We start from the raw sequence: 23,822 nt of genomic DNA, 5'->3' as shown, positions 1-23,822 counted from the left end.
CCTTCATAGAACTTTCTCCCCCGCACCTAGTGATAGAGCTTCTAAAGCTTCTTTGGACCCGAAAGCACCTTGAGCGTGATGAGATTATCGACAGGACTCACACGGCATACAATTCAGAATCTTGGTCCGTAACTTTAGAACAATTGAACTCTCTACATGAGGAAGCGTCTCGCGAGGATGTCCCATTCCGGAAATTGATAGGAGAAATCGGTTCCCAGCCATCTCACACAGCTGGGCCCTTAATACATCGGGTGAGTGCAGAGTGGACTTTGGATACACTTGAAAGAGAGTACAGAAGGGCTTTTGACAACATAGATTCAGACCCTGAAGCCGCTGTAACGGCAGCCAGCTCTATGCTGGAGAGCGTTTGCCGGTCGATAATCTCTGCAAGGAATATACCGCCCCCAAAAACGCTGGACATAAAAACGCTATACAAAGCTGTACGAGAGCCACTTGGGCTATCACCCGACAAGGATTTACCTGGATCAGAAATCGAATCTGATATTCGATCAGTACTCAGCGGACTGTCGAATGTCGTATCCGGAATTGGTGCTTTAAGAACACACTCGGGGACAGCTCACGGCAGAGAAAGAGGCTTTCGCAGGTTAGACCCTCGGATTGCTCGCTTGTCAGTGAGCACTGCTTCGACAGTCGCACTTTTCTTGGTCGAAACATGGGAAAAGCAATTCCCTGAGGATCGATTGCCCAAAAACGACATCTCTGGAAGCTATGAAGAATAAATCACTTTACGGGCTACTGACCCGGAACAAGGCACGCAGTGCCGCCGGGCCAGCGCCCGTCTGTACTGGGCTTCGCCCGTTCGGGCCTGAAACGGCCCACTGGACCGTTTCCTTGACGGCCCTCACCCCCTCGGACGGGCGCTTCGGGGACGCCTTCCCGACGATTGCACTTGGCGCTACCACGGCACGATAAACCGACGACCTCGGGCGGTGGCACGCCCGCCCGGCGGACAGGCCCTGCCCCTGGGTCAGGTCATTGATCCGGGCGGGCATCACATGGTCCGGCGCGGTGTCTCTTAGCGCCCAACCAGACAACCACCCCCGGCCCGCCCTCTCACTCGGGTGTGACTTGCCGGTTCGGCCCATCCCGTCCTATGCCTGCGCCGACCCGACCGGAGCCATCATGCGCATCGCCTTCCTCCTCTTCCTGCTGACCCTCGCCGCCCCCGCTACGGCGCAGGAGCTGACGAAATGCACCACCTCGATCCGGGGCGAGACGTTGCAGATCAGCTATCTGCCCGACGATGAGACGGTGAAGGACAACGTGTCCTTCCGGGAATGGCTGCGCGGCGAACACAAGGGGCTGGATTGTCCGGCCTTCGTCACCCTGCGCTACCTCACGCCCGAACTTGAGGACGCGCAGCGTGGCCCCTTCTGCCTTGTCTGGGACAAGGAGGTGCGGACCTATGCGGGGTTCGCCGAAGGGTCGCGCGATGCCTTCCTCAGGTGCGAGAAGCCGACGCGCAGTTTCTGCGAACGGGTGACCGATACGGCCGACACGGCGGCGCTGGTCACCGGGCTGCGACGCGCCAAGACCGAAGAGGAGGAAACCTATCTGAAGGAGTCCTCGGGCGCGGTCATCCTGCGGGGCGGCGATACCATCGTCACGCGGACGCTGTCGGATGCGCTGCGGGCCACGGCGGTGACGTTGCTGGGCACGGCCGTGACGGCGGTCGGGGCGACGGCGGCGACCTCGGCTCTCGTCGTGGTTGGCGGCACGGTCTACGCCTGTCGCGAATGACCGGCGGGTCGGGAATACCTGACTTACGCTGCGTCACCCCGTGCCGCTAACCTGCTGTCAGACGGCCAGACCAAAGGGCCGCATTCAGCAGGATTTTCTTATGTTCAGTACATTTATGGGGCTCGGGCTCTCTCTGGTCACGTCGGCCATCATCATTTTCGCGGATTATTCCATCAAGATCGCGGCCGAGGGCGAAGATTTCTCGTCTCGTCCCATGGCCTTCGGCGTCGGGCTTTACGTGTTCTCGGCGGTGATCTGGTTCTTCACGATGCGCCACATCTCGCTTGGGCAGGCGGCGGTGGCCTATTCGATGTTCTCTCTCATCGGGCTCTTCGTCGTCGGTGTCTGGGTTTTCGGCGAAACGGCGGAATGGCGCGACATGGCCGGGATCGGCTGTGCGCTGGTCGCGATGGCGCTGATGCTGCGCTGGCTGTAAGGCCGGGTCTGCGCCCCACGCTGTTAACCAAGCCCTTCAAATCCCCCGGGTTTTATCCTTTCGGACAGGTCACAGGGGATGCAAGGACCTGTATACCCTGATGCAACGGCGGCAGAACGGTCGCCCTTCCCCAGAAACAGTCGACGGTGTGGGCCGGTGTTGCCACCCCGTGGACGCGCCGCCCTTCCGTCCCAAGGAAAGGCCCGGCGCCATGCGCATTCTTCTGACCGATACAACCTGGAACATGGCCATCCTCGCGAAAGAGCTGCGGGATGCCGGGTTCTTCGTGACCGAAGCTGGCAGCGGCGCCGAGCTGACCGAATTCGCCCGGCTGGGCGAACAGGACGCGATCCTGATCGACCCCGACCTGCCGGATGGCGATGCGCATGACCTGGTGCGCCGCCTGCGGTCGCTGAACCGCCACATCCCGATCTGCCTGTTCACCCGCAAGGTCGACGACCAGGACCTGACCCGCGCCCTGATCAACGGCGCCGATGACGTGATCCGCTGGCCCGACCATGGCGTCGGGGACATCCTGGCGCGGCTTCGGGCCTATGTGCGCCGTGCCGCGGGCTTTGCCACCACCGAAGTCGAAGTCGGCGGGCTGGTCATCGACCTTGAACAGCAGGTCGTGCGGTACGGCGACATGCCGGTGCACCTGACCCGGCTGGAATACGAGCTGATCGAGACGATGGCCCTGCGCAATGGACGCCTGATCAGCCGCGACCAGATCATGCTGCAGCTTTACGCCTGGAAGGATGAACCGGACGCCAAGATCATCGACGTCTACATCTGCCGCCTGCGTGCCAAGATGGCCGCCGCCGGCGCGACAGAGGAGGTGATCGTGACCTCGTTCGCCCAGGGGTACCGGCTGAACACCATCCCTGTCGAAGCCACCGCCGTCGCTGCCTGACCCCGCCGCGCGCACCTGCGCGGCCCCTCCTGAAACGTCCCGCCGGTCTCTCTCCCCGGCGGGCGTTTTGCTGTCTGCGCCGTGGCCTTCAGCCTTTGTTAACCATCTTGGGTTCAATATCGGGACGCCTCTTGTGAGGGGCGCGGAGGTCGCCGTGGTTCGGGTTGTACTTTTGTTGATGATGTGGGCGACCTCCGTCGGGGCGGGTCCATGGCCAAGGGGCGCGGGGCAGCAGTTTCTCAGCTTTTCCGTCACCTCGGATGGTGGGGCGCCCGGGGTTGCCGGGTATGGCGAACACGGGCTGACCGACCGGATGACGCTTGTCTTTTCGGCCAGCCGGACACGGGGCGGGCCACCGCGCGCGATGGTGTCGATCGCGCGCGATCTCTGGCCCGACCGGGCTTGGCGGCATGGCTGGGCCCTGGGTCTGGGCCTGCACGACGGAGATGCGGCCGCACGCGGCGCGCTGGCCATCGGGCGCGGCGTCCGGATCATGGGGCTGGACGGCTGGATCAGTGGCGAGACCGAGGTGATCGGCACCGCCACGGCGATCGAAACGCGGGCCGAGGCGACGCTTGGCGTGACCACGGGCGGGGCCCTGAAGCTCTGGACACAGCTTTCTGTTACCGGCGACATGCAGATCCGGCCCCTGCTGGCCCCCGCGCGGCTGACTGAGGTGCGCGCAGGCCTTGGCGCGGCCCTGCCGGTTGGCGCGACGACCTGGGTCACGCTGAAGGCATCCCAGGGGTTGGATCGCGGCGGGACGGCGCGGATCAGCCTGGGAATATGGGCGGAATTCTAGGGGGTTGAGGGCACCCAGGCGCGGATCTATCCTGCGCCCATGACCGACCCGATCCGCCCGACAGACGACGAAGCCCGCGCCCTGGCGCGCGGGTTGATGGATGACGCCACCTTTGCCGCGCTCGGCGTGATGGACCCCGACGGTGGCGGCCCGATGCTGAGCCGCGTGGCCATCGCCATGGACCCGGACGCGGCGCCGATCAGCCTGATATCATCCTTGTCGGCCCATGCCCGTGCCCTGGCGGCGGACCCGGTCTGTTCGCTGCTGGTCGGAGAGCCCGAAGATCGCGGAGACCCGCTGACCCACCCCCGCCTGACGCTACAGGCGCAGGCCGATCCGGTGGCCCGGGATGACGACCGGTTTGTCGCCCTGCGCGAGCATTACCTGGCATTGCGGCCGAAATCGAAGCTCTACATCGATTTCGGCGACTTCTACCTGGTCCGCTTCACCGTCCGGCGGGCGATCCTCAACGGAGGGTTCGGCAAGGCCTTTGTCCTGACGCCCGAAGATCTTGGACTGTGATGATCGCCGGTGACGGTCACAGCGGATTGTCCATCCGGACCGTGACACCCACGCTGCCCTTCACGGCCGTTTCCCACCCCAGGGTGATCTGATCCCGGCTGCCGCCCTGTTCGGTCTGCACATGGGGCATCCCGAATTTCTTCACGTTGCCGCCGGTGGTGATCGCCCCCTTGGCGATGATCCCCTCGACCGTCTGCGCCCAGCCGCCAAAGGGCAGGCCCGGCGCGCAGGGCACCGTCCAGGTCTGGGCCGGGCTGTTCTGCGCATGGCTGATCGTCACGGGGTTCGAGGCGGGATGGTTCACCTGGTTGAAGGAATTCTCGGCGAAGGTGATGTTCTTCATCCGGCTGAAGTCCATCGGGGCAAAGCTGGTGTCCAGCGTCTCGACCCGGTTGGTGTTGCCACCGACGACGCGGAACAGGTTGCCGGTCACCGACAGCCCGTTGATGAAATGCCCCACCCCGTGCGGCCGCACGGTCAGGAAGGTGAACCAGGGCGCGACGTGGCTGGCCAGGAAGATGTTGCCCGTCAGGCTGAGCGCCGAGAACGACAGCTCGGACCCGAACTCGGGAGCGGGGTCGTGTTCGTTCGCCCATTCGATGTGGCAATTGTCGACGTAGTTGCCGGTAAAGGTCATGCGGGCCGAGATCTCGGTCAGGATGATGCCGGCGGTTCGGATGGCGTTCGAGGCACCGTCGCCCTGGAAGAAATGGTTGCCGGTGAAGATCGAATTCGCCCCGCCCACCACGGCGAAATGGCGCAGATGCTGGGCCCGGTTGTCGCGGATCTTGATGTCGTTGGCATTGGTGTTGAACCCGATCGACACGCGGTCCTGCCCCAGCTTGTCGCTTTCGTCCGACAGGAACTGGCAACGGTCGATCAGCATCCCCTGGCACCCCTGCCCGTGCGAGGTGATGCCGCGATCGCGGGGTCGGGTGATGAAGCAGTCGCGCAGGTGGAAGACCACGCCTGTCGGGGCCAGCAGAATGGCCGAACAATCGCCCCAGCACTGGAATTCGATGTTCGACATGCCGAACTTGTCCAGGCGGGAAAAGCCGCTGAAATCCAGCAGGTACTTGAACCGCTTGAAGGTATAGGTCTGGGTTCCGGCCGCATCGTACAGCGGCTTCGACAGCGTGACCTCTTGTGCGCCGATGTTGACCGACCGGACATAGACCTCGCGTCCGACGCCGCTGGCGGTGACCAGCGAGCCCACGGGGATATTCGCAACATTGGTCACGCCCGTCAGCTTGAGCGCATTCGACGGGGCATAGCTTGCCTGCGAGGTCACGGTGGTCGTGTCCCAGGCCGGGCCCGCGATGCATTCGAACTGGCCATTGTGGATCTGCCGACGGGTGGCATAGCTGTCCTTGTTGGCGACGGCGGCCTGCATGTCGATCGGTTCGGTGACGCCGATCCGACGCCCCCCAAGGTCGAGGCTTTCGTGATCCGTATTGTTCAGAAGCGCCTGAAATGCCTTCTTGAACGCCAGCTCCTCGTCTCCGAAGGCGTCGATGTAGGCGGGCAGATCGAAGTTCTTGGTCAGCGACAGGATCTTGTCCGTCGGCATGGTCACCGTGCCTTCGAACTGGATGCGGCTGTTGATCACGATGCTGTCGGCCAGGTGAAAGACGCCTGCGGGCACCATGATCTGGCGCCCGTTTGCGGCGGCGTCGGCGGCGGCAAAGGCGGCGCGGTCGTTGCTCACCCCGTCCCCCCGGGCGCCATAGTCGCGCACGTCGACCCAGGCCATCATGTCGCGCAGGAAGACGCTGGTGACGTCCTCGATCACCAGGTCGTCGATCCGCACCGTGCCGCCGTTTGCGCCTGTCAGATCAACGCCAAAGTAGCCATAGGTCGGCTCGGTCCCCCAGGCCATGTCGACGCCCGGGCGGTTGCCGGTGCCGACGATCGCCTGGACCTCGACCACCTCGCCATAGCTGGTCAGGGTGACGGGCGCGGTGGCTTCGACCAGACCGCCCACATGGACATCGTTGTTGCGCCCCGCCCAGCCCGCGATCCGGACCGAGGGCAGTGCCCCCGCCACCGCCTTCACCCGTGCCGTGATGCGCAGATAGCAGCCCGGCAGGATCGGCGTCTGCCCCATGTAACGCAGTTTCTGAGTTGACGAGGATTTCAGAATTTCCAGACATCCGCCAAAATCCTGGTCAGCGGGTACCAGTGCCGCGTCGGGCGACCCGGCATAGGTGTCGGAGCCGCTGGTGCCATCGCCGCTGGACCAGACGCCCAGGCCGGCGTCAAAGGCCGGTGGCATGAAGCCGATGCCGTCGGTGATTGCCTTGTTCATGAGTGTCCCCTTCTCATCGCGTGGAATGGCGAGGGGACAGAGATATTCAGAATTCGTTAATCAAGTCTGACAGCACCGTGACGGTGCCCCCGGTTCACACGCTGGCTGGGGGCGGTCCGACATAGCGCACGCCGTTGATTTTCCAGCCCTCTTCGGTCTGAACGACCTCGTAGTCGAACAGGTGCGGCACGCCACGCACGTCCAGGACCTGCAACCGCTGCACCAGCCGACCGCCCACCTCGCGCAGCTCAAGCAGCCGGACCTCGCCGGGCTCGCGGATCTGCGGATAGCCCTGTTCGACCATCCGGCCGAAATTCTCGGGCGTGCGGAAATAGCCCTGGATCATCGGGCTGGCATGGGAAAAGGCGCGGGGCAGGTCGTCGGCGCGGAAGGCTTCGAACTGGTTCTGGATCACGCCACCGGGTCCGTCCTGGGCCAGTACGGGCCAGGCAAGGCAGACGGACAGCAGGGCGGCGGCCGACAGGGACGGGAAACGCATCGCAGGGTCCTCCTTTGCGGATGATACCCTAGGTACGCGCCCCGCGCCTGCGCGGTTTCATCTTGCCGGAAATACTCCCGCCGGAGGCAACGGCCCGCAGGGGCGCGGCGGGGTGAACCCCGCCCTACCGCAGACATGACCGTCGGGCGGGATTTATCCCGCCACCGCAGGACCAACCCCACCTTGTAGGGCGGGGTTCACCCCGCCCGGCTCGCGATCTCAGCCCAGCTCGCCCGCGAGGCCCTTGTCGATCAGCGCGATGGTGTTTTCCACGCCGTAAAGCGCGATGAACCCGCCGAACCGGGGCCCCTGGGACGCGCCCAGCAGCACCTCGTAAAGGGCCTTGAACCAGTCGCGCATCGGGTCGAACCGGTCGCGACCGACGTCGAAGACCACCTGTTGCAGCGCATCGCCGTCCACCGCACCGTCATAGGCCTTCAGCGCGTCACGCAGCGCCTCAAGCGCCTCGCGTTCCTGATCGGTCGGGGCGCGGAAGACCTTCTCGGGCTTCACGAAGTCATTGTAGTAGCGCACGGCATAGCCGGCGGCGGCATCCAGCTGCGGGTGCGTCTGGGGCGTGGCGTCGGACGCATAGCGGCGGATGAAGCCCCAGAGCGTCTCGGTATCCTCGGCCCCGGCGACAGACGCGAGGTTGAGCAGCATCGAGAACGGCACGACCATGTCCGACGCGGGCACATCGCCGTTGTGGATGTGGAAGACCGGGTTCGCCACCTGCTGTTCCGGCGACTGGCCGGGATAGGCGCGCAGCTGCTGGTGGTATTCGTCCATGGCGCGCGGGATCACGTCGAAGAACAGGCGCTTGGCGGTCTTCGGCTTCTGGAACATGAAGTACGACAGCGACTCGGTCGAGGCATAGGTCAGCCATTCGTCGATCGAGATGCCGTTGCCCGAGGATTTGGAGATTTTCTGACCCTTGTCGTCCAGGAAGAGCTCATAGGTGAAATGCTCGGGCTTCTGGCCGCCGAGGATTTCACAGATGCGGTCGTAGATCGGCGTGTTCGTCGAATGGTCCTTGCCGTACATCTCGAAATCGACGCCAAGCGCGGCCCAACGGGCGCCGAAGTCGGGCTTCCACTGCAGCTTCACGTTGCCGCCGGTGACGGGAAGGGTCCATTCGCGGCCGTCCTCGTCATCGAAGGTGATGGTGTAGTCTTCCTTGTTGACCGACTTCATGGGCACATACAGCACACGCCCGGTTTCGGGGTGGATCGGCAGGAAGATCGAATAGGTCTGCTGGCGCTCCTCGCGCAGCGATTTCAGCATGACCTTCATCACGTCGTCATAGCGGTCGACGGCCAGCTTCAGCACCGCGTCGAAATCGCCGGACTTGTAGAATTCGGTCGCGGAATAGAAGTCATACTCGAACCCGAAGGTGTCGAGGAACCGGCGCAGCATGGCGTTGTTGTGGTGGCCAAAGCTCTCGTGCGTCTCGAAGGGGTCGTAGACGGCGGTCAGCGGCTTCTGGATATCTTCGCGCAGGCGGTCCTGGTTCGGCACGTTGCCGGGGATCTTGCGCATCCCGTCCATGTCGTCGGAAAAGCAGATCAGGCGGGTCGGGATGTCGCTGATCACCTCGAAGGCGCGGCGGATCATCGTGGTCCGCAGCACTTCGCCAAAGGTGCCGATATGCGGCAGGCCCGAGGGGCCATAGCCCGTCTCGAACAGCACGTAGCCCTTGGCGGGTGGCGTCTTTTCATAGCGTTTGAGCAAGCGGCGCGCTTCTTCGAAGGGCCAGGCCTTGGACGTCATGCCCGCGTCACGCAGATCGGTCATCTTGCTCTCCATCTCTTTACCCGGAAGGGGTCCGGTCAGGATCACCTCCTTATTGCCCCGCATGGGAAGGGTCAATATTCTGCACCGCAACAAGACCCCGGAGAATTTCTATGACCGATGCCCAAGACCACCCCCTTACCCCGCAGGACTGCCTGGTCATGCTGATGATCGCCGTGTCGGTGTCGGATCAGACGATCCGCACCTCCGAACTGATCAAGATCGAGAACCAGGTGAACACCCTGCCGATCTTCGGGCAGTTCGACATAGACCGGATCACCGTGCTGTCGAAGACGGTCTATGACCTGTTCGCGGAAGAAGACGGGCTGGACGCGCTGTTCGGCCTTGTGCGGGACAACATGCCCGAACGGCTGTTCGAGACCGCCTATGCGCTGGCCTGCGACGTGGCCGCCGCCGACGGCACCATTCGGGACGGAGAGCTGCGCCTGCTCGAGGAAATCCGGGACGAGCTGAACATCGACCGGCTGCATGCGGGCGCGATCGAACGGGGCGCGCGGGCGCGGCACATGACGCTGTAACAGGCGGGCGCTGGCCGATTTCCGCCAGCGCCCTGCCCTACACGCGTCCGTGAATTGATCGGATGCGAGGGCGGGCCCAAATCTGGTTCAACACAAAAACGAACCGGAGCAGGTCGAATGCCGAAATCAGTCTTTCTTCTCGTGGGGGTCGCGCTGTTGTGCGCGATGCCGATCCTGGGAACCTTCGTGTCGGCGCAGGATGGCCACACGCGGACCGCGCGACTGGCCGCGCCGACGCAGGTGCTGACGGCCCCGCTGGCCTACTGATCGGCCGCCTATCCGGCGTGGATCACGCCCCATCTTTGCAATAGCGCCTGCTGCAGCAGCTTCGAGCGGCGGTTCCACCCGGGGCCGCCGCTTGGCCGTTCCCGTTCGCTCATCGTCAGCGCATCGCGGCGGTCGATGTCGGCGGTCAGGATGGCAAAGGCCAGGTCGGTGCCGTCGGGCAGGCTGGCGTACCCGGCCAGCGTGCTGACGAAATTCAGCGTGCCGGTCTTGGCCACGACCTGCAGCGGATGGCCCTTGATCGCGCGATAGTTCTGGTCGCGCACCGTGATGTCCTTGAGCAGCGGGCGCAGGGTGCCCCGCGCCAGCGGACTGCGCAGCGCCCGGATCAGATCCCCGGCCGAGGTGCGCGATCCGTCGCCCAGCCCCGAATGATCCACCATCGCCGTTTCGCGCAGATCCAGCGTCTCGCGGGCCCAATCGCTCATCTCGGCGGCGGACCCGGCCAGCGTGGCGGGCTGGCCGCGACGCACGACGGTGGCGGCCATGCCGACCATTTCCGCCGTGATATTGGTGGAATACTTGAGCATGTCGCGCAGCACGTCGTCCAGCGGGGCGCTGTCGCGGCGGGCGATCGGCGTGGCGGGCGGAAGGGCCGTGATCACCACGGGCGCCTTCAGCACGATGCCATGGGACCGCATCATGGTCTGGAAGACCTCGCCCGCATAAAGCTCGGGCTTGCGGACGGGAAGCCAGCGCGATCCGCCGTTGCCAAGCGCCGTCTGCGCCACGGTCCAGTCGTCGCGATCGCCGTCGTCGGCATAGGTATAGACCGGCACATCGCGGTTCACGATCCGCATCCGCGCCATGCTGACCGCCGGGCGGTACCGGTTGGACCGCGCGTCCATGGTGACGCCCCACTGGCCGTCCTGCCGTTTCCATTCGAAGTGCACGCGGTTGAAGTTCAGCGCCAGCCCCGACAGTGCCGGATTATAGCCGACATGGGGCGGCTGCAGCGTGTCGATCACCGGCTCGAACGCAAGCGCCCCGCCCCAGACCAGCAGATCGCCCTCGACCGAGACGACGCCGGCCTCTTTCACCCGGGCGGCCAAGTCGGCCAGGTCGTCGGTCTGCAGGGTCGGATCGCCGCCGCCTGCCAGAATCAGGTCGCCCTTCAGCACCCCGCCTTCGATCGGCCCGGTACCCAGAACCCGGGTTTCGAACCGGTGATCGGAGCCCAGCACATCCAGCGCGTAGAGCGCCGTCAGCGACTTGGCCACGCTGGCCGGCGGCAGGGGTTTGGTGGGGTTGCGGGCCTCGACCGGGCGGCCGCTGTTCAGGTCGAAGACGGAAAAATTGACCTCTCCGCTCAGCTTGGCCTTGTCGATCAGGTCATCGGCAGTCGCGGCGAGTGGTCGGGCCGACCCCGGGCGGGACTGCGGGCGCAGAGAGGTGCGGGGAATATCGGCCTGCACCGCACCGGGCAAAAGCGCCCCCGCGGCAAGCATCGTCAGGAAAGACCGGCGTTCGAGATGACGTGTCATGGCGCAAGGTTAATCAGGCTTGCGCGGCGCTCTCAAGCCTGATCGGCGGCGGGGGTGGCATCGGCGGCGTTCGCCCCCCAGTTTCCCGCGGCGCGCAGCATTGTCGACGACAGCGAAACCATGGGGACATTGACGAAACACCAGCTTGGCGCGGCCGACCGGCCCAGCAGGTGCGACGCCCCGGCGGGCAGCCGGGCATGGCGATAGACGCGCGCCGCACGCGACATCCGGGCCGAGATCCGGTCACCCGGCCGGGCCAGGACGCCGACCGGCACGGTGTCCATGATCCAGCGCCAATCCTGCCATTGATCGAACTGGGTCAGGTTGTCCGCCCCCATCAGCCAGACGAACCGCACGCCCGGATAGCGTTCGCGCAGACGGCGGATGGTTTCGGCGGTATAGCGGGTGCCCAGCCTGGCCTCGACCCCCGTCACGGTGACGCGGGGGTGCTGCATTTCGGCCCGCGCCCGGGCGATCCGGGTCGCAAGCGGGGCGGGCGGATTGGGCTTGAGGGGGTTGCCGGGGCTGACCAGCCACCAGACATGGGTCAGGCCGAACCGGCGCAGCGCCTCGAGCGTGATGTGCACATGTCCGTCGTGGGCCGGGTCGAACGACCCGCCCAGCAACCCGATCACCATGCCGGGGGCGGCGGAGGGAAAGTCGTGACGCATCATCCGGCCATACCCGATTTTTCGCGCCTCCCCAAGGGGCTGCGCAGTCAGTCGGTTTCGATCCGGTCGTCTTCGCCACCCAGGAAGATGCCGATGAATTCAACCGCCGGGATATTGTCGCAGACCACCTTGACCACCACGAGGAAGGGCACCGCCATAAGCGCCCCGGCAAACCCCCAGAGCCACGCCCAGAAGATCACCGCGACAAAGACCGCCGGCGCATTGAGGCTGAGGTGCCGACCGACCAGCACCGGCGTGATCAGCTGACCTTCGATCGAGGTCAGGGTGAAATAGACCAGCGGCGGCAACAGCATCTGCCCGGTGGTGTCATAGGTGATGAGCGAAAAGGCCGAAACCGCTGCCACGCCGATCATCGCGCCAAGATACGGCAGGTAGTTCAGCGCAAAGGCCGCGACGCCCCAGATATAGGGATAGGGCATCCCCAGCCCCCAGAGCGCGAGGCCCACGGCGACGCCAAGGCCCGCGTTGATGATGGTGATCGCGCCGAGGTAGCGCGAAATCTGGCGTTCGATGTCGTGGCTGATGCGGATCGCGCGCTTCTTGTCGCCAAAGCGGTTGAAGCTGCGCACCAGCTTGTGCTGGAACATGTCGCCTGCCGCCAGCAGAAACATCGCCAGGATCAGCGCCACCACCAGCGTGCTGCCCAGACCTGCGACGGATGCGAGGGCCGATTGCACCAGCCCCGGGTCGTCGACCACGATCCTTTCCCCATCGCCATTGCCGGTCATCTCTTCGACCTGCTTTTCGGCTTGCTCCATCTGTTCCATCTTGTCGCGGATCATGTGCAGCTTGTCTTCGGCGGCCGCCTGCATCTCGGGGACGGTATCCATCAGCATCGCGGCCGGGCCGCTCATCATATAGAGCCCGAAGGCCGAGGCTGACCCGAGGAAGGTAATCACGAGGACAGAGGCAATGCCGATCGGCAGGTGCATCCGCACCAGCAGCCGGACCAGCGGTGACAGGGTCAGCGCGAAGAGGAAGCCAAGGACGATCGGCAGGACCACGACCTTGGCCAGCGAAATGGCCGCGATCATGGCCAGCACCAGAAGCGCGCCGATCATGTATTCGATATGGCGAAGCGACGCGATGCGGCGTTCGTCCAGTTCCTGACCCGTGATACTCGTACCCTGTCCGTCCGCCACGCCGGTGATCTCCCTGACCCTATACGGGGCAACGCCGGGGCCCGGGTCGGGTTCCGCCGGGTGCAGGGTGCGGACAGCCCTTTTTTTGCGGCCCCGATTGCCCCGCGCGACCGCTGCGCGTATCACACCGGCCAAATCGACGGAGGATTCCATGGCCGCCTATCAGTATGTCTACCACATGTCCGGAGTGTCCAAGACCTATCCGGGTGGCAAGAAGTGCTTTGAAAACATCAACCTGAACTTCCTGCCCGGCGTGAAGATCGGCGTCGTCGGCGTCAACGGCGCGGGTAAGTCCACGCTGCTGAAGATCATGGCAGGCTGGGACAAGGACTTTTCGGGCGAGGCCTGGCATGCCGAAGGCGCCAAGGTCGGTTACCTCCCGCAGGAGCCGGAACTGGACCCGAACCTCGACGTGCGCGGCAACGTGATGCTGGGCGTGGCTGGGAAGAAGGCGATCCTCGACAAGTACAACGAGCTGGCGATGAACTATTCCGACGAGACGGCGGAAGAGATGGCCAAGCTGCAGGACGAGATCGACGCGCAGAACCTGTGGGATCTGGACGCGCAGATCGACATCTCGATGGAGGCGCTGCGCTGCCCGCCGGACGATGCCGACGTGACCAGCCTCTCGGGCGGGGAAAAACGCCGCGTCGCGCTCTGCAAGCTGCTGCTGGAACAGCCCGACATGCTGCTTCTGGACGAACCGACCAACCACCTGGACGCGGAAACCATCGCCTGGCTGCAGCAGCACCTGATCGACTACAAGGGCACGATCCTGATCGTCACCCACGACCGCTATTTCCTGGATGACATCACCGGCTGGATCCTCGAATTGGACCGCGGCCGGGGCATCCCCTACGAGGGCAACTATTCGTCCTGGCTGGAACAGAAGGCCAAGCGGCTTGAGCATGAGGCCAAGGAAGACAAGGCCAAGCAGAAGACGCTGCAGCGTGAATTGGACTGGATGCGGCAGGGCGCGAAGGCCCGGCAGGCCAAGTCGAAGGCGCGGATCCAGGCGTATGAGGATCTGGCGAACCAGTCCGAACGCGAGAAAATCACCCGCGCCCAGATCGTCATCCCCGCAGGCCAGCGGCTTGGTGGCAAGGTGATCGAGGTCGAGGGCCTGAAGAAGGCCATGGGCGACAAGCTGTTGATCGAGGATCTGTCGTTCTCGCTGCCGCCGGGCGGCATCGTCGGCGTGATCGGTCCGAACGGCGCGGGCAAGTCGACGCTGTTCAAGATGCTGACCGGGCAGGAAAAGCCCGACACCGGCACGATCGAATTCGGCGACACGGTGCAGCTGTCCTACGTTGACCAGTCGCGCGACGACCTGAGCGATGGCGACACGGTGTGGGAGGCGATCACCGGCGGGGCCGAGATCATCCAGCTGGGCGACGCGCAGGTGAACTCCCGCGCCTATTGCTCGTCCTTCAACTTCAAGGGCGGCGACCAGCAGAAGAAGGTCAACCTGCTGTCGGGTGGTGAACGCAACCGCGTCCACATGGCGCGGCTGCTGAAATCGGGCGGCAACGTTCTCCTGCTCGACGAACCGACCAACGACCTGGACGTTGAGACGCTCCGGGCGCTGGAAGATGCTTTGACGGAATTCGCGGGCTGCGCGGTAGTGATCTCTCACGACCGTTTCTTCCTCGACCGGATCTGCACGCATATCCTTGCGTTTGAAGGGGATGCGCATGTGGAGTGGTTCGAGGGGAACTTCGAGGATTACGAGGAAGACAAGAAGCGGAGATTGGGTCCGGATGCCGTCGAACCGAAACGACTGAAGCACAAGAAATTCGTTCGCTAGAACGGAGTTATTGGGGTTCGCGGATCGGTTCGACGCGTGCGCGGCAGCGGTTTGCGGAAGCAAACCGCGAGAGCGGCACTCGGTTCAGCAGTGCGACGCCGTTGCGCCCAAGCGCCTGAACCATAAGAAGTTCTCCCGCTAAGGGAGGATTTCTTAAGGTTCCCGCTTGGGTTCCAGCCGTGTGCGGCAGCGGTTTGCGGATGCAAACCGTGAGAGCAGCACCCGGTTGGGGTCTCGGCGTCGTAGGGCGGGGTTCACCCCGCCGTACCCTTGCCAAACCTCGCCGGTGTACGGCGGGATAAATCCCGCCCTACGGTCCGGATGAATTTGCCGATCATAACCTGAAGGACGGGGTTTGCCCCGCCTCGACCTCACCAATGCGCGGCGGGATAAATCCCGCCCTACTCTCCGAACGCCCCTTCGGGCACATCCGCCGACCATTCCGCCTCGACCAGCCCACGGCGTATATCGCGGTGGATCGACGAGTATGGCCAATCCACCGGGCGCCTTGCCAGCCCGTGTTTCACCGGATTGCCCCAGCAGTACCGGACATGCGCCTGGTAATCGGCCTGATCCCGGATGTGATGCTCCCAGAACCGGGGCTGCCAGAGACCGATCTCTCCCTTCCGGCGTAGGGCGGGGTTCACCCCGCCCTTGCATCGGCCAACCGGCGGCGGGATGAACCCCGCCGTAAGCATCGCCCTGGAAAACCGCGCCTTCATGGCCGCGATCCTGATCGAATAGGCCTCGTCACGCTCCGGCAGCGTCCAGACAAAATGCATGTGGTCCGGCAGCACCACCCATGCGTCCACCGTCACCGGTCTGTCGAGCAGGGTGGCGAGCACGGCGGACCGCAACCTGTCGATGTTTTGCGTCAGCAGGCCGGAGCGGCGGTCTGCAAGGCAAAGGGTGCAGAAGATCGTGGCCCCACTGTGCCGGGGGCGGATGTAACGCGGCATGGCGGATGTTGGGCCGATATTGGTTAAATACCGGTGAAGGGGGATCGGGCGGGGTGAACCCCGCCCTACCGCATGGTGTTTACCGCCCGGTCATGCTGCGCATCACGAACCCCGGCACCTTCTTGAAGGTGGCCCAGGCGAGCGCGGGGTATTCGATCTCTCCGGCCATGAGGCGGAGGTATTGGTAGCGCACGGTGCCAGATCCACGGAAGGCCCGCACGAAGGTGTCGCGGAAGCGTTTGCCGAAGATGATCTGGCGGATCCAGCGGGCGTGGAACATGGCGCTGTGGATCGGGCGCAGCTTCTGCTTGTAGAGCGTCAGGGCGCGGGGCGGATGATTGGCGCGGATCGCCTCGATCGCCGCCTCGCCTGCCATGGCGCCGGATTGCATGGCATAGGCGATGCCTTCGCCGGTGATCGGATCGACAAGGCCCGCGGCATCGCCTGCCAGCAGCACCTCGCGTCGGCCGGGCCAGCGGCGCACGTCACCAAACGGCAGGAAGGCGCCCTTGACCTTGTGCTGGCCGGCGACGCCGAAGATCTCGCAATAGCGCTCCATCGCGGCCTTCATGTCGGGGTTGCGGACGTTCACGCCGCCGATGCCGATGGTCGCGGATCCGGCCTTGGGGAAGTTCCAGCCATAGCCCCATTCGGCCGCGCCGAAATCGATGCGCACGGGGGCGTCGGGGGCGGGCGTCGGGGCCTCGATCTCAAGCCCGAAGCCGATGCGGTCGTGATCGAAAGCGCGGCCATAAAGCGCCCGGGCCACGCCGGAGTTTGCCCCATCCGCACCGATCAGCACCTTGTAGCGCAGCACGCGGCCGTCCTTCACGGTGACGGTGCGGGCCTCGAGGTCGATGGCCTCGACCCCGGCGCCGCAGAAATCCGCCGCGCCGCTGGCCATGGCATGGGCCACGATCGAGGCATCGAGGTCGCGGCGCATGGTCATGTGGATGGGCGGGATGTCGTCGATCCGGGCCAGTTCCTGCCCGTGCGCGTGGAATTCGACACTGGTCTTGGTGAGGATGATGTCTTCGGGGATCGGCTGGCCGAAGATGTCTTCGTAATACCGATAGCTGCGCCCGGTGAAACCGCCGCCGCACAGCTTGTCGCGCGGGAAGGCGTGGCGGTCGACCAGCGCCACCGTCAGCCCCGCGCGGGCCGCCACATGGGCAGCAGACCCTCCGGCGGGTCCACCGCCGATTACCACTACGTCGAAATCTTCCATCACTGCCCCGGCGTGAGTCCGAAAAAGTCTCGGATGTCGTCCCAAATACGCCGCTCGGTGACGAACAGCAGATGACCCTGGCCCTGATAACTGCGGAAGGTCTCTGCGTGCAACCGCTTGGCGAAGCGCCAGGTCAACTGTTCCGAGAAAACCGAATCCTCGGCGCCGTGGAACACCCCGATCCGGGCGCCGTGAACCGAGCTGGGGTCGCGGATCGACCAGGTCATCAGGTCCGAGGTGTGGGCCAGCGTCATCTTGCGGGGCGGCGTCGTGATCTGGCCCCGTTGCAGCGCGGCAAGGCGGCGGCTTTGTTCGGCCAGCTGCGCTTCGGTGAAGTGACGGCGGCCGTAAAGAAGCGTGCGGTAGTTTTCCAGCAGCGCCTCGTCCAGGCCGGCCTGGTCGGCCCGCAGCAGCGCCTTGATCACGTCCACCGCCCCCCTGGCCGAGGCGATCAGCGCGGCCGGCATGTCGCTGGCCGTCGACAGAAGCGCCACGTCGACCTTCGCCCCCTCGATCCGGCGGGCGGCTTCCAGTGCGATCGGGCCGCCGGTGGAATAGCCGATGAGATAGACGTGCTTTACCCCAAGCGCGTTGAGGTGATTGGCGATCAGGGCACCGGAATCCACGATGTCGATCCGGTGGTTGAGCGCGAGCCCGTCGACGCCGGGAAAGCGGTAGGCCATGGTGGTGCTGTCGGGCACGTCCCAGTCCAGCACCGGCGCGAAAAGCTCGATCGAGGCGAGCGCGCCCGGTATCAGCACGATGGCCGACCCGACGCCCTTTTCCGCCTTGCCGTCGTGCACGACCGGATGCACCCCGTCGACCTTCTGGGGCGGCGGCAGGGTGGAACAGGCGGCAAGCGCAAGGAAGATCAGCAGGGCGAGGCGGCGCATGACATCCGACCGGGACAATGGACCCGGATCATAGGATACGGGGCGGGATTCGCCAGCCCGCATCGGGATCTTCGATCCGGCGGTCGCGGGAGTGTTAACGCGAGGTCTTCACGGGGGCGCAGCGCGTACATATATGACGATACGAATGTGAATGGAGGCGCAGATGAGCGGCCACAAACTGACATGCCTGGCGTGCGGACAGGTGAACCGCGTCGCCAGCGACCGCCTGGACGCCGGGCCCAAGTGCGGCACCTGCGGTGCGAAGCTGATGTCGACCAAGGCGATCGAGGTCGATCTGGCGACGTTGCAGAAGGCCGCGCGGACCGATGACGTGCCGCTGGTCGTCGATTTCTGGGCGCCCTGGTGCGGCCCCTGCCGGATGATGGGGCCCGAATTCTCGAAGGCCGCGCAGGCGCTGTCGGGCCGGGTGCGTCTGGTCAAGCTGAACACCGAGGCCCACCCCAAGGCCGGACAGATCTACGGCATCCGGGGCATTCCCACGATGGTCGGCTTTTCCGGTGGACGGGAGCGCAAGCGCCAGTCCGGCGCCCTGCGCAGCCCGGCGATCATCGACTGGGCGCAGGGCGTCTAGGCGGTTCGCGACACACCGGGGTCAGATGGGGATCAGGAGGGCAGAACCGTCACCTTGGTCCCGATCGGCACCCGGTTGTAGAGGTCGATGACGTGGTCATTGATCATCCGGAAGCAGCCCGAGGACGCCATGTGCCCGATCGACTGCGGTTCGACCGTTCCGTGGATGCGGATGTAGGTGTCCTTGTTGCCCTCGTAGAGGTACATCGCCCGTGCGCCAAGCGGGTTGCCCGGGCCGCCCTTCATCCGTTCCTCGTTGTCCTTGAACCGACCATAGGTGCGCGGGCTGCGTTCGATCATCTCGTCCGTGGGACGCCATGTCGGCCATTCGACCTTGCGCTTGATGACGGCGGTGCCGGTGTACCCCAGACCCGGCTTGGCGACGGCGATGCCATAGCGGATCGCCTCTTTCGGGCCGGTGACGTAGTACAGGAAATAGCTGCGCGGCAGGATCACGATCTCTCCGGGCTGGAACCGCGCGGCGATGCGCACCTTGGTGGGCATCAGGTGCTTGGGCGGCGTGTAGGCCAGCGCAGGCATCGGCAGGGCGGCGGCCGCGACGGCGGCGGAAGAGGTCAGCAGAAAATCACGACGGGTGGACATACGAGCAGCCTTTTACACGGAAGTTACAGCGGATTCTGCCATGTGATGGCCGATTCGTAACGTCCGGAAACCCTGACCCGTTCCACTTGCCCCCCCGTCCTGTGGCCGATGTGTCACGAGATCGCGATCACATTCCGGTGAGGGCCGCCATAAAAAGCAAACGCCTGCGGAAATCCGCAGGCGTTCGTCATCGGTGGCTGTGATCGAGGATCAGAGCACGACGATGTTGGTCGCGCTTTCGCGGCCGTCACGGCCGGAGGCGAGGTCATAGGTGACCTTCGCGCCGTCCTTCAGGCCGGTGAGGCCGGACTTCTCGACGGCGGAGATGTGGACGAACACGTCCTTGCTGCCGCCTTCCGGCTCGATGAAGCCGTAACCCTTGGTGGTGTTGAACCATTTCACGGTGCCATTGGCCATTTCCGTGGTCTCCTGTTTAGTGCCGCCCGCGGAAGTGCGACGGCCCGGCTGTCCTTTGTCTAACGAGGACTGTCACCGGAACGGAAAACAGAAGAGTCGGTAGAGGTCGTATAGCGCCTATACCATCGCATATTCACGGTCCTCCGGGAAGCCGATTCGCGGAATGCGGCGGAAGCGTGCCCGTTTCAGTGCAGCAAAGTCACTCCGATTCCGTGCGGGCAATCAGCTCTTCCACCCTGGGGCCGATCTGCGCCACGATCCGTGTCACGCCTTCTGCGGCGGGGTGGATGCCGTCGGCTTGCATCAGTCCTGCGGCGGCGGCCGGATCGTTGCTGTCGCCGGTCAGGCCGGTGAAGAAGCTGGGCTCGTAGAGCGTGCCGTAGGTGTCCGAGAGTTCGGGGTAGATCGCGTCGAAATCGCGCTTGTAGGCAGGGCCATAGTTGCCCGCGGCGCTGAGCCCGACCAGCAGCATCTCGACGCCCTTTGCCTCGCCTGCCTTCAGGATGCCGTCGAGGTTGCGCCGCGTTTCGGCCGGATCCAGCCCGCGCAGGATGTCGTTGCCGCCAAGCGTCACGATCATCGCGTCGATGTCATCGGTCAGCGACCAGTCCACCCGTGACAGCCCCCCGCGCGAGGTGTCGCCGGACACGCCGCCGTTGATCACGGTGACCGCATGCCCACGATCGCGCAGCCAGGCCTGCAGCTGCGGGACAAAGCCGTCGTCCTGCGGCAGGCCGTAGCCCTGGGTCAGGCTGTCACCAAGCGCGAGGATAGTGGTGTCTGCCATGGCGTTAACCGGCAGGGCACACAGAGCTGCAACAATCGCCGCCGTCGCCTTGCCCCGCGCGGCGCGATGACCATATGTCCAAGAACGCCGCAACGCAGAGAGTTTGCCCATGACCGATCCGATCCTCACCCTCGACGACGCGCGGCTGACGCTGGACGGCAATGCCGGCCCCGTCGACATCCTGCGGGGCATATCGCTTGAGGTCGCGAAGGGGGAAACACTGGGGCTCATCGGGCCATCGGGATCGGGCAAGTCGTCACTCCTCATGCTCATGGGCGGGCTGGAACGCGCCACCGGCGGGGTGATCCGTGCGCTCGGACAGGATCTGACCGCGATGGACGAAGATGCGCTCGCCCGTTTCCGCAGGGAACATATGGGGGTGGTGTTTCAATCCTTCCACCTGATTCCGACGATGACGGCGCTGGAAAACGTCGCGACCCCGCTGGAACTGGCCGGTGTGCCGGACGCCTTCGACCGGGCCGAGGACGAACTGGCCGCCGTCGGCCTTGCCTCGCGGGCGGGGCATTACCCGGCGCAAATGTCGGGTGGCGAACAACAGCGGGTGGCGCTGGCGCGGGCCGTGGCGCCGCGCCCCGATATACTGCTGGCGGATGAACCGACCGGCAACCTCGACGGGCCGAATGGCCAGGCAATCATGGATCTGCTGTTCGGCCTGCGCGACCGCCATGGTGCGACGCTGGTGCTGGTCACCCATGCGCCCGACCTGGCCGCGCGCTGCGACCGGGTGATCCGGCTGCGCGACGGCGAACTTGACCGCGCCGAGGCCGCCGCATGAGCCTGCTGGCCGACGCCCGGCTGGCGGGGCGGTTCGCGGCGCGGGAGTTGCGCGGAGGCCTGTCGGGCTTTCGCATCCTGCTGGCCTGCCTGGCGCTTGGCGTGGCCGCCATCGCAGGCGTCGGGTCGGTCCGCTCGGCCATCGAGGCGGGGCTGTCCGAGGAAGGCGCGGCGCTTCTGGGCGGCGATGCGGAGGTGTCCTTCACCTATCGCTTCGCCAGTGACGAGGAACGCGCCTGGATGGAGGCGACCGCCGCGCAGGTGTCGGAAATCGCAGACTTCCGGTCGATGGCCGTGGTCACCCGCGACGGCGAGGCCGAGCGCGCGCTGACCCAGATCAAGGCGGTGGACGACGCCTATCCGCTGGTCGGATCGGTTGCCCTGTCGCCCGCGATGCCGTTGGCCGACGCCTTTGATTGCGATCCCGCGCGGCCCTGCGTCGTGGCCGAGGCCCTGTTGACCGACCGCCTGGGGCTGGTGCCCGGCGACCAGCTGAGCCTTGGCGAGAAGGACTTCACCCTTGCCGCCGTTCTGGAGCGCGAACCCGACAGCGCCACCGCGGGCTTTTCCTTCGGACCCCGGCTGATCGTGCGCCGGGCGGATCTTGAAGGGTCCGGGCTGCTGCAACCCGGTACGCTTTATGACAGCCACTACCGCATGATCCTGAAGGACGGGCTGCTGCTGGACACCGCCAAGGCCGAGGCGCAGGGGCGGTTTTCGTCCTCGGGCCTGCGCTGGCGCGATGCGCGCAACGGCGCGCCCGGGGTGGCGCGGTTCGTCGACCGGCTGGGCGCCTTTCTGATCCTTGTCGGGCTGTCGGGGCTGGCCGTGGGCGGCGTCGGCGTGTCGGCGGCGGTGCGGGCGTACCTGGCACGCAAGACATCCGTCATCGCGACCTTGCGGACGCTTGGCGCGGAACGTCGGGTGATCTTCCTGACCTACTTCCTGCAGATCGGCGCGCTGGCGGTGCTGGGCATCGCGATCGGGCTGGTGCTGGGGGCGGTGGTGCCGATCCTTTTCGGGCCGATCATCGCGGCCGAACTGCCGGTGCCCGCGCGCTTCGGCCTCTATCCCGGCACATTGGCCGAGGCCGCGTTCTATGGCGTGCTGACGGCGCTGATCTTCACCCTCTGGCCGCTGGCCCGGACCGGAGAGATCCGCGCCGCCACGCTGTTCCGCGATGCGCTGTCGGCGGGCCGGGTGCTGCCGCCCCTGCCCTACCTTGTCGTCATCGTCGGGTTGCTGGCGTTGCTGGTCGTGGCGGCGGCGCTCTTCAGCGGGACCTGGGGCCTGACGCTCTGGACCGCCGGGGGGATCCTCTTCGCGCTGGTGCTGCTGGCGCTGGCGGGGGCCGGGCTGCGGCGGCTGGCGCGGCGGGGGCAACGGGTGGCGCGGGGCCGCGCCGCTCTCAGATGGGCGCTGTCGGCGATCGGCGGACCACGCAGCGAGGTGCTGCCGGTGGTGCTGTCGCTTGGCCTGGGCCTGTCGGTGCTGGCCGCTGTCGGCCAGATCGACGGCAACATGCGCAGCGCCATCACCCGGCAACTGCCGGACCGCGCGCCCTCGTATTTCTTTGTCGATATCCAGAAAGACCAGATCGACGGGTTCCTTGACCGGGTGCAGGGCGATCCGGCGGTCAGCCGGGTCGACTATGCGCCGATGCTGCGCGGGATCATCAGCCAGATCAACGGCCGCCCCGCCCGCGAGGTCGCGGGCGATCACTGGGTGGTCCGGGGCGATCGTGGCATCACCTATTCGGCGGCCCTGCCCGAGACCTCGAAGATCACCGCGGGCGAATGGTGGCCCGAGGATTATGCGGGCCCGCCCCTGATCTCCTTCGCTGCCGAAGAGGCCGAGGAGATGGGGCTGACCATCGGCGACACGATGACCATCAACGTGCTGGGCCGCGACATCACCGGCACCATCGCGTCGTTCCGGGAGGTCGATTTTTCCACGGCCGGGATGGGGTTCATCCTTGCCATGAACGAGGCCGCGCTGGCCGGTGCGCCGCATTCCTTCATCGCCACGGTCTATGCCGAGGAAGACGCCGAGGCCGCGATCCTGCGTGACGTCGGATCGGACGCGCCGAACGTCACGGCGATCCGGGTGCGCGATGCGATCGACCGGGTGGCGCTGTTGCTGGCGGGCATCGCTTCGGCCACGTCCTGGGGGGCGGCGGCGACGCTATTGACCGGGTTCCTGGTGCTGATCGGCGCGGCGCTGTCGGGCGAGCGCGAGCGGATCTACGAGGCGGCGGTGCTGAAGACCCTCGGCGCGTCGCGCGGGCGGATCCTGTCGAGCCTCGCCCTGCGGTCGGCCCTGATGGGCGCGGGGGCCGGCGTGGTCGCCCTGGCCGCCGGGATCGAGGGGGGCTGGGCGGTCTGCTACTTCGTGCTCGAGACCGAGTTTTCCGTGATCTGGGGCAACGCCTTTGCGGTCGTGTTGGGCGGGCTGGTCGCCAACCTTCTGGCCGGGCTGGTCTTTGCCTGGCGCCCCCTGTCGGCGCGCCCGGCGCAGGTGCTCAGGGCGCAGGAGTAGGCGTCGGGTGGGGTAGAGGTGCGTGCGGAG

24 protein-coding genes are annotated in these 23,822 nt (G+C 65.5%); 12 read left to right on the top strand and 12 right to left on the bottom strand.

What is annotated here, in order from left to right:
* Nucleotides 1-353 precede the first annotated feature (353 nt).
* From E4S58_RS18135 to E4S58_RS01430, 6 genes are all read left to right on the top strand, one after another.
* Complete coding sequence (locus E4S58_RS18135) at nt 354-740, top strand: abortive infection family protein (RefSeq protein ID WP_136635782.1); 387 nt, start codon at nt 354-356, stop codon at nt 738-740.
* A 403-nt stretch (nt 741-1,143) separates the two neighbouring features.
* Nucleotides 1,144-1,761 carry a hypothetical protein gene (locus E4S58_RS01450; RefSeq protein WP_136634546.1) on the top strand — a complete coding sequence of 206 codons (618 nt, stop codon included), beginning with the start codon at nt 1,144-1,146 and terminating at the stop codon, nt 1,759-1,761.
* 100 nt (nt 1,762-1,861) lie between these two features.
* A complete protein-coding gene (locus E4S58_RS01445; protein WP_136634545.1) occupies nt 1,862-2,197 on the top strand; it encodes a hypothetical protein in 336 nt (111 codons plus the stop codon).
* Nucleotides 2,198-2,408: 211 nt separating this feature from the next.
* Nucleotides 2,409-3,110, top strand: coding sequence for a response regulator transcription factor (locus E4S58_RS01440; RefSeq protein WP_169052572.1), 702 nt, complete (start codon nt 2,409-2,411; stop codon nt 3,108-3,110).
* Nucleotides 3,111-3,264: 154 nt separating this feature from the next.
* Complete coding sequence (locus tag E4S58_RS01435; RefSeq protein WP_136634543.1) at nt 3,265-3,912, top strand: hypothetical protein; 648 nt, start codon at nt 3,265-3,267, stop codon at nt 3,910-3,912.
* A gap of 39 nt (nt 3,913-3,951) precedes the next feature.
* The gene (locus tag E4S58_RS01430; RefSeq protein WP_136634542.1) at nt 3,952-4,434 is read left to right on the top strand and encodes a HugZ family pyridoxamine 5'-phosphate oxidase; all 483 of its coding nucleotides are present in this window, start codon (nt 3,952-3,954) and stop codon (nt 4,432-4,434) included.
* A gap of 16 nt (nt 4,435-4,450) precedes the next feature.
* Here E4S58_RS01430 and E4S58_RS01425 read toward each other — a convergent pair whose 3' ends face one another.
* The 3 genes from E4S58_RS01425 to E4S58_RS01415 all read right to left on the bottom strand — a co-directional run bounded on the left by E4S58_RS01425 (nt 4,451) and on the right by E4S58_RS01415 (nt 9,035).
* Nucleotides 4,451-6,742 (bottom strand): glycosyl hydrolase family 28-related protein, encoded by a 2,292-nt coding sequence (locus E4S58_RS01425; protein ID WP_136634541.1) that lies wholly within the window; start codon nt 6,740-6,742, stop codon nt 4,451-4,453.
* Between the two features lie 94 nt (nt 6,743-6,836).
* Nucleotides 6,837-7,241 (bottom strand): DUF4864 domain-containing protein, encoded by a 405-nt coding sequence (locus E4S58_RS01420; protein ID WP_136634540.1) that lies wholly within the window; start codon nt 7,239-7,241, stop codon nt 6,837-6,839.
* A gap of 219 nt (nt 7,242-7,460) precedes the next feature.
* Entirely contained in the window at nt 7,461-9,035 is a 1,575-nt protein-coding gene (locus E4S58_RS01415; RefSeq protein ID WP_136635781.1) for a lysine--tRNA ligase, read from the bottom strand.
* A gap of 110 nt (nt 9,036-9,145) precedes the next feature.
* Here E4S58_RS01415 and E4S58_RS01410 point away from each other — a divergent pair, with 110 nt between their 5' ends.
* Nucleotides 9,146-9,571 (top strand): tellurite resistance TerB family protein, encoded by a 426-nt coding sequence (locus E4S58_RS01410; RefSeq protein WP_136634539.1) that lies wholly within the window; start codon nt 9,146-9,148, stop codon nt 9,569-9,571.
* A gap of 117 nt (nt 9,572-9,688) precedes the next feature.
* Nucleotides 9,689-9,838 (top strand): hypothetical protein, encoded by a 150-nt coding sequence (locus tag E4S58_RS17810; protein WP_169052571.1) that lies wholly within the window; start codon nt 9,689-9,691, stop codon nt 9,836-9,838.
* Nucleotides 9,839-9,846: 8 nt separating this feature from the next.
* Here the strand turns inward: E4S58_RS17810 and dacB are convergent, their stop codons facing one another.
* The 3 genes from dacB to E4S58_RS01395 are packed head-to-tail and all read right to left on the bottom strand — an operon-like array spanning nt 9,847 to nt 13,174.
* A complete protein-coding gene (gene dacB / locus E4S58_RS01405; RefSeq protein WP_136634538.1) occupies nt 9,847-11,340 on the bottom strand; it encodes a D-alanyl-D-alanine carboxypeptidase/D-alanyl-D-alanine endopeptidase in 1,494 nt (497 codons plus the stop codon).
* Nucleotides 11,341-11,372: 32 nt separating this feature from the next.
* Complete coding sequence (locus E4S58_RS01400) at nt 11,373-12,011, bottom strand: nicotinate-nucleotide adenylyltransferase (RefSeq protein WP_136635780.1); 639 nt, start codon at nt 12,009-12,011, stop codon at nt 11,373-11,375.
* Nucleotides 12,012-12,058: 47 nt separating this feature from the next.
* Nucleotides 12,059-13,174 (bottom strand): AI-2E family transporter, encoded by a 1,116-nt coding sequence (locus E4S58_RS01395; RefSeq protein ID WP_240789429.1) that lies wholly within the window; start codon nt 13,172-13,174, stop codon nt 12,059-12,061.
* A 151-nt stretch (nt 13,175-13,325) separates the two neighbouring features.
* Between E4S58_RS01395 and ettA the strand changes: the two genes are divergently transcribed.
* Nucleotides 13,326-14,981, top strand: a complete 1,656-nt coding sequence (gene ettA, locus E4S58_RS01390) for an energy-dependent translational throttle protein EttA (RefSeq protein WP_136634537.1) — start codon at nt 13,326-13,328, stop codon at nt 14,979-14,981.
* Between the two features lie 401 nt (nt 14,982-15,382).
* Here the strand turns inward: ettA and E4S58_RS01385 are convergent, their stop codons facing one another.
* From E4S58_RS01385 to E4S58_RS01375, 3 genes are all read right to left on the bottom strand, one after another.
* Nucleotides 15,383-15,940 (bottom strand): REP-associated tyrosine transposase, encoded by a 558-nt coding sequence (locus E4S58_RS01385; protein WP_136634536.1) that lies wholly within the window; start codon nt 15,938-15,940, stop codon nt 15,383-15,385.
* A 79-nt stretch (nt 15,941-16,019) separates the two neighbouring features.
* Nucleotides 16,020-17,168: a geranylgeranyl reductase family protein gene (locus E4S58_RS01380; RefSeq protein WP_136634535.1), complete on the bottom strand. Its 1,149-nt coding sequence runs from the start codon at nt 17,166-17,168 to the stop codon at nt 16,020-16,022.
* On the bottom strand, nt 17,168-18,061 hold the full coding sequence (locus tag E4S58_RS01375) for an alpha/beta fold hydrolase (protein WP_136634534.1): 894 nt from the start codon (nt 18,059-18,061) through the stop codon (nt 17,168-17,170). Before E4S58_RS01375 ends, E4S58_RS01380 begins: the two co-directional genes overlap by 1 nt.
* 163 nt (nt 18,062-18,224) lie before the next feature.
* Between E4S58_RS01375 and E4S58_RS01370 the strand changes: the two genes are divergently transcribed.
* The gene (locus E4S58_RS01370) at nt 18,225-18,653 is read left to right on the top strand and encodes a thioredoxin family protein (protein ID WP_136634533.1); all 429 of its coding nucleotides are present in this window, start codon (nt 18,225-18,227) and stop codon (nt 18,651-18,653) included.
* Nucleotides 18,654-18,685: 32 nt separating this feature from the next.
* Here the strand turns inward: E4S58_RS01370 and E4S58_RS01365 are convergent, their stop codons facing one another.
* The 3 genes from E4S58_RS01365 to E4S58_RS01355 all read right to left on the bottom strand — a co-directional run bounded on the left by E4S58_RS01365 (nt 18,686) and on the right by E4S58_RS01355 (nt 20,459).
* Entirely contained in the window at nt 18,686-19,255 is a 570-nt protein-coding gene (locus E4S58_RS01365) for a L,D-transpeptidase (protein WP_136634532.1), read from the bottom strand.
* Nucleotides 19,256-19,465: 210 nt separating this feature from the next.
* A complete protein-coding gene (locus tag E4S58_RS01360) occupies nt 19,466-19,672 on the bottom strand; it encodes a cold-shock protein (protein ID WP_136634531.1) in 207 nt (68 codons plus the stop codon).
* Between the two features lie 199 nt (nt 19,673-19,871).
* Nucleotides 19,872-20,459: an arylesterase gene (locus E4S58_RS01355; RefSeq protein ID WP_240789428.1), complete on the bottom strand. Its 588-nt coding sequence runs from the start codon at nt 20,457-20,459 to the stop codon at nt 19,872-19,874.
* 109 nt (nt 20,460-20,568) lie between these two features.
* On the opposite strand from E4S58_RS01355, the gene E4S58_RS01350 reads away from it, so the two are divergent.
* Both E4S58_RS01350 and E4S58_RS01345 read left to right on the top strand, forming a co-directional pair.
* A complete protein-coding gene (locus E4S58_RS01350) occupies nt 20,569-21,255 on the top strand; it encodes an ABC transporter ATP-binding protein (protein WP_136634529.1) in 687 nt (228 codons plus the stop codon).
* Nucleotides 21,252-23,792, top strand: a complete 2,541-nt coding sequence (locus E4S58_RS01345) for an ABC transporter permease (RefSeq protein ID WP_136634528.1) — start codon at nt 21,252-21,254, stop codon at nt 23,790-23,792. Before E4S58_RS01350 ends, E4S58_RS01345 begins: the two co-directional genes overlap by 4 nt.
* Nucleotides 23,793-23,822: the final 30 nt, after the last annotated feature.

The organism is Pseudooceanicola onchidii (genome assembly GCF_004959925.1).
Taxonomy (GTDB): domain Bacteria; phylum Pseudomonadota; class Alphaproteobacteria; order Rhodobacterales; family Rhodobacteraceae; genus Pseudooceanicola; species Pseudooceanicola onchidii.
The sequence above is the reverse complement of the archived record's forward strand: the minus strand, read 5'-3'. Positions and strand labels throughout refer to the sequence as shown.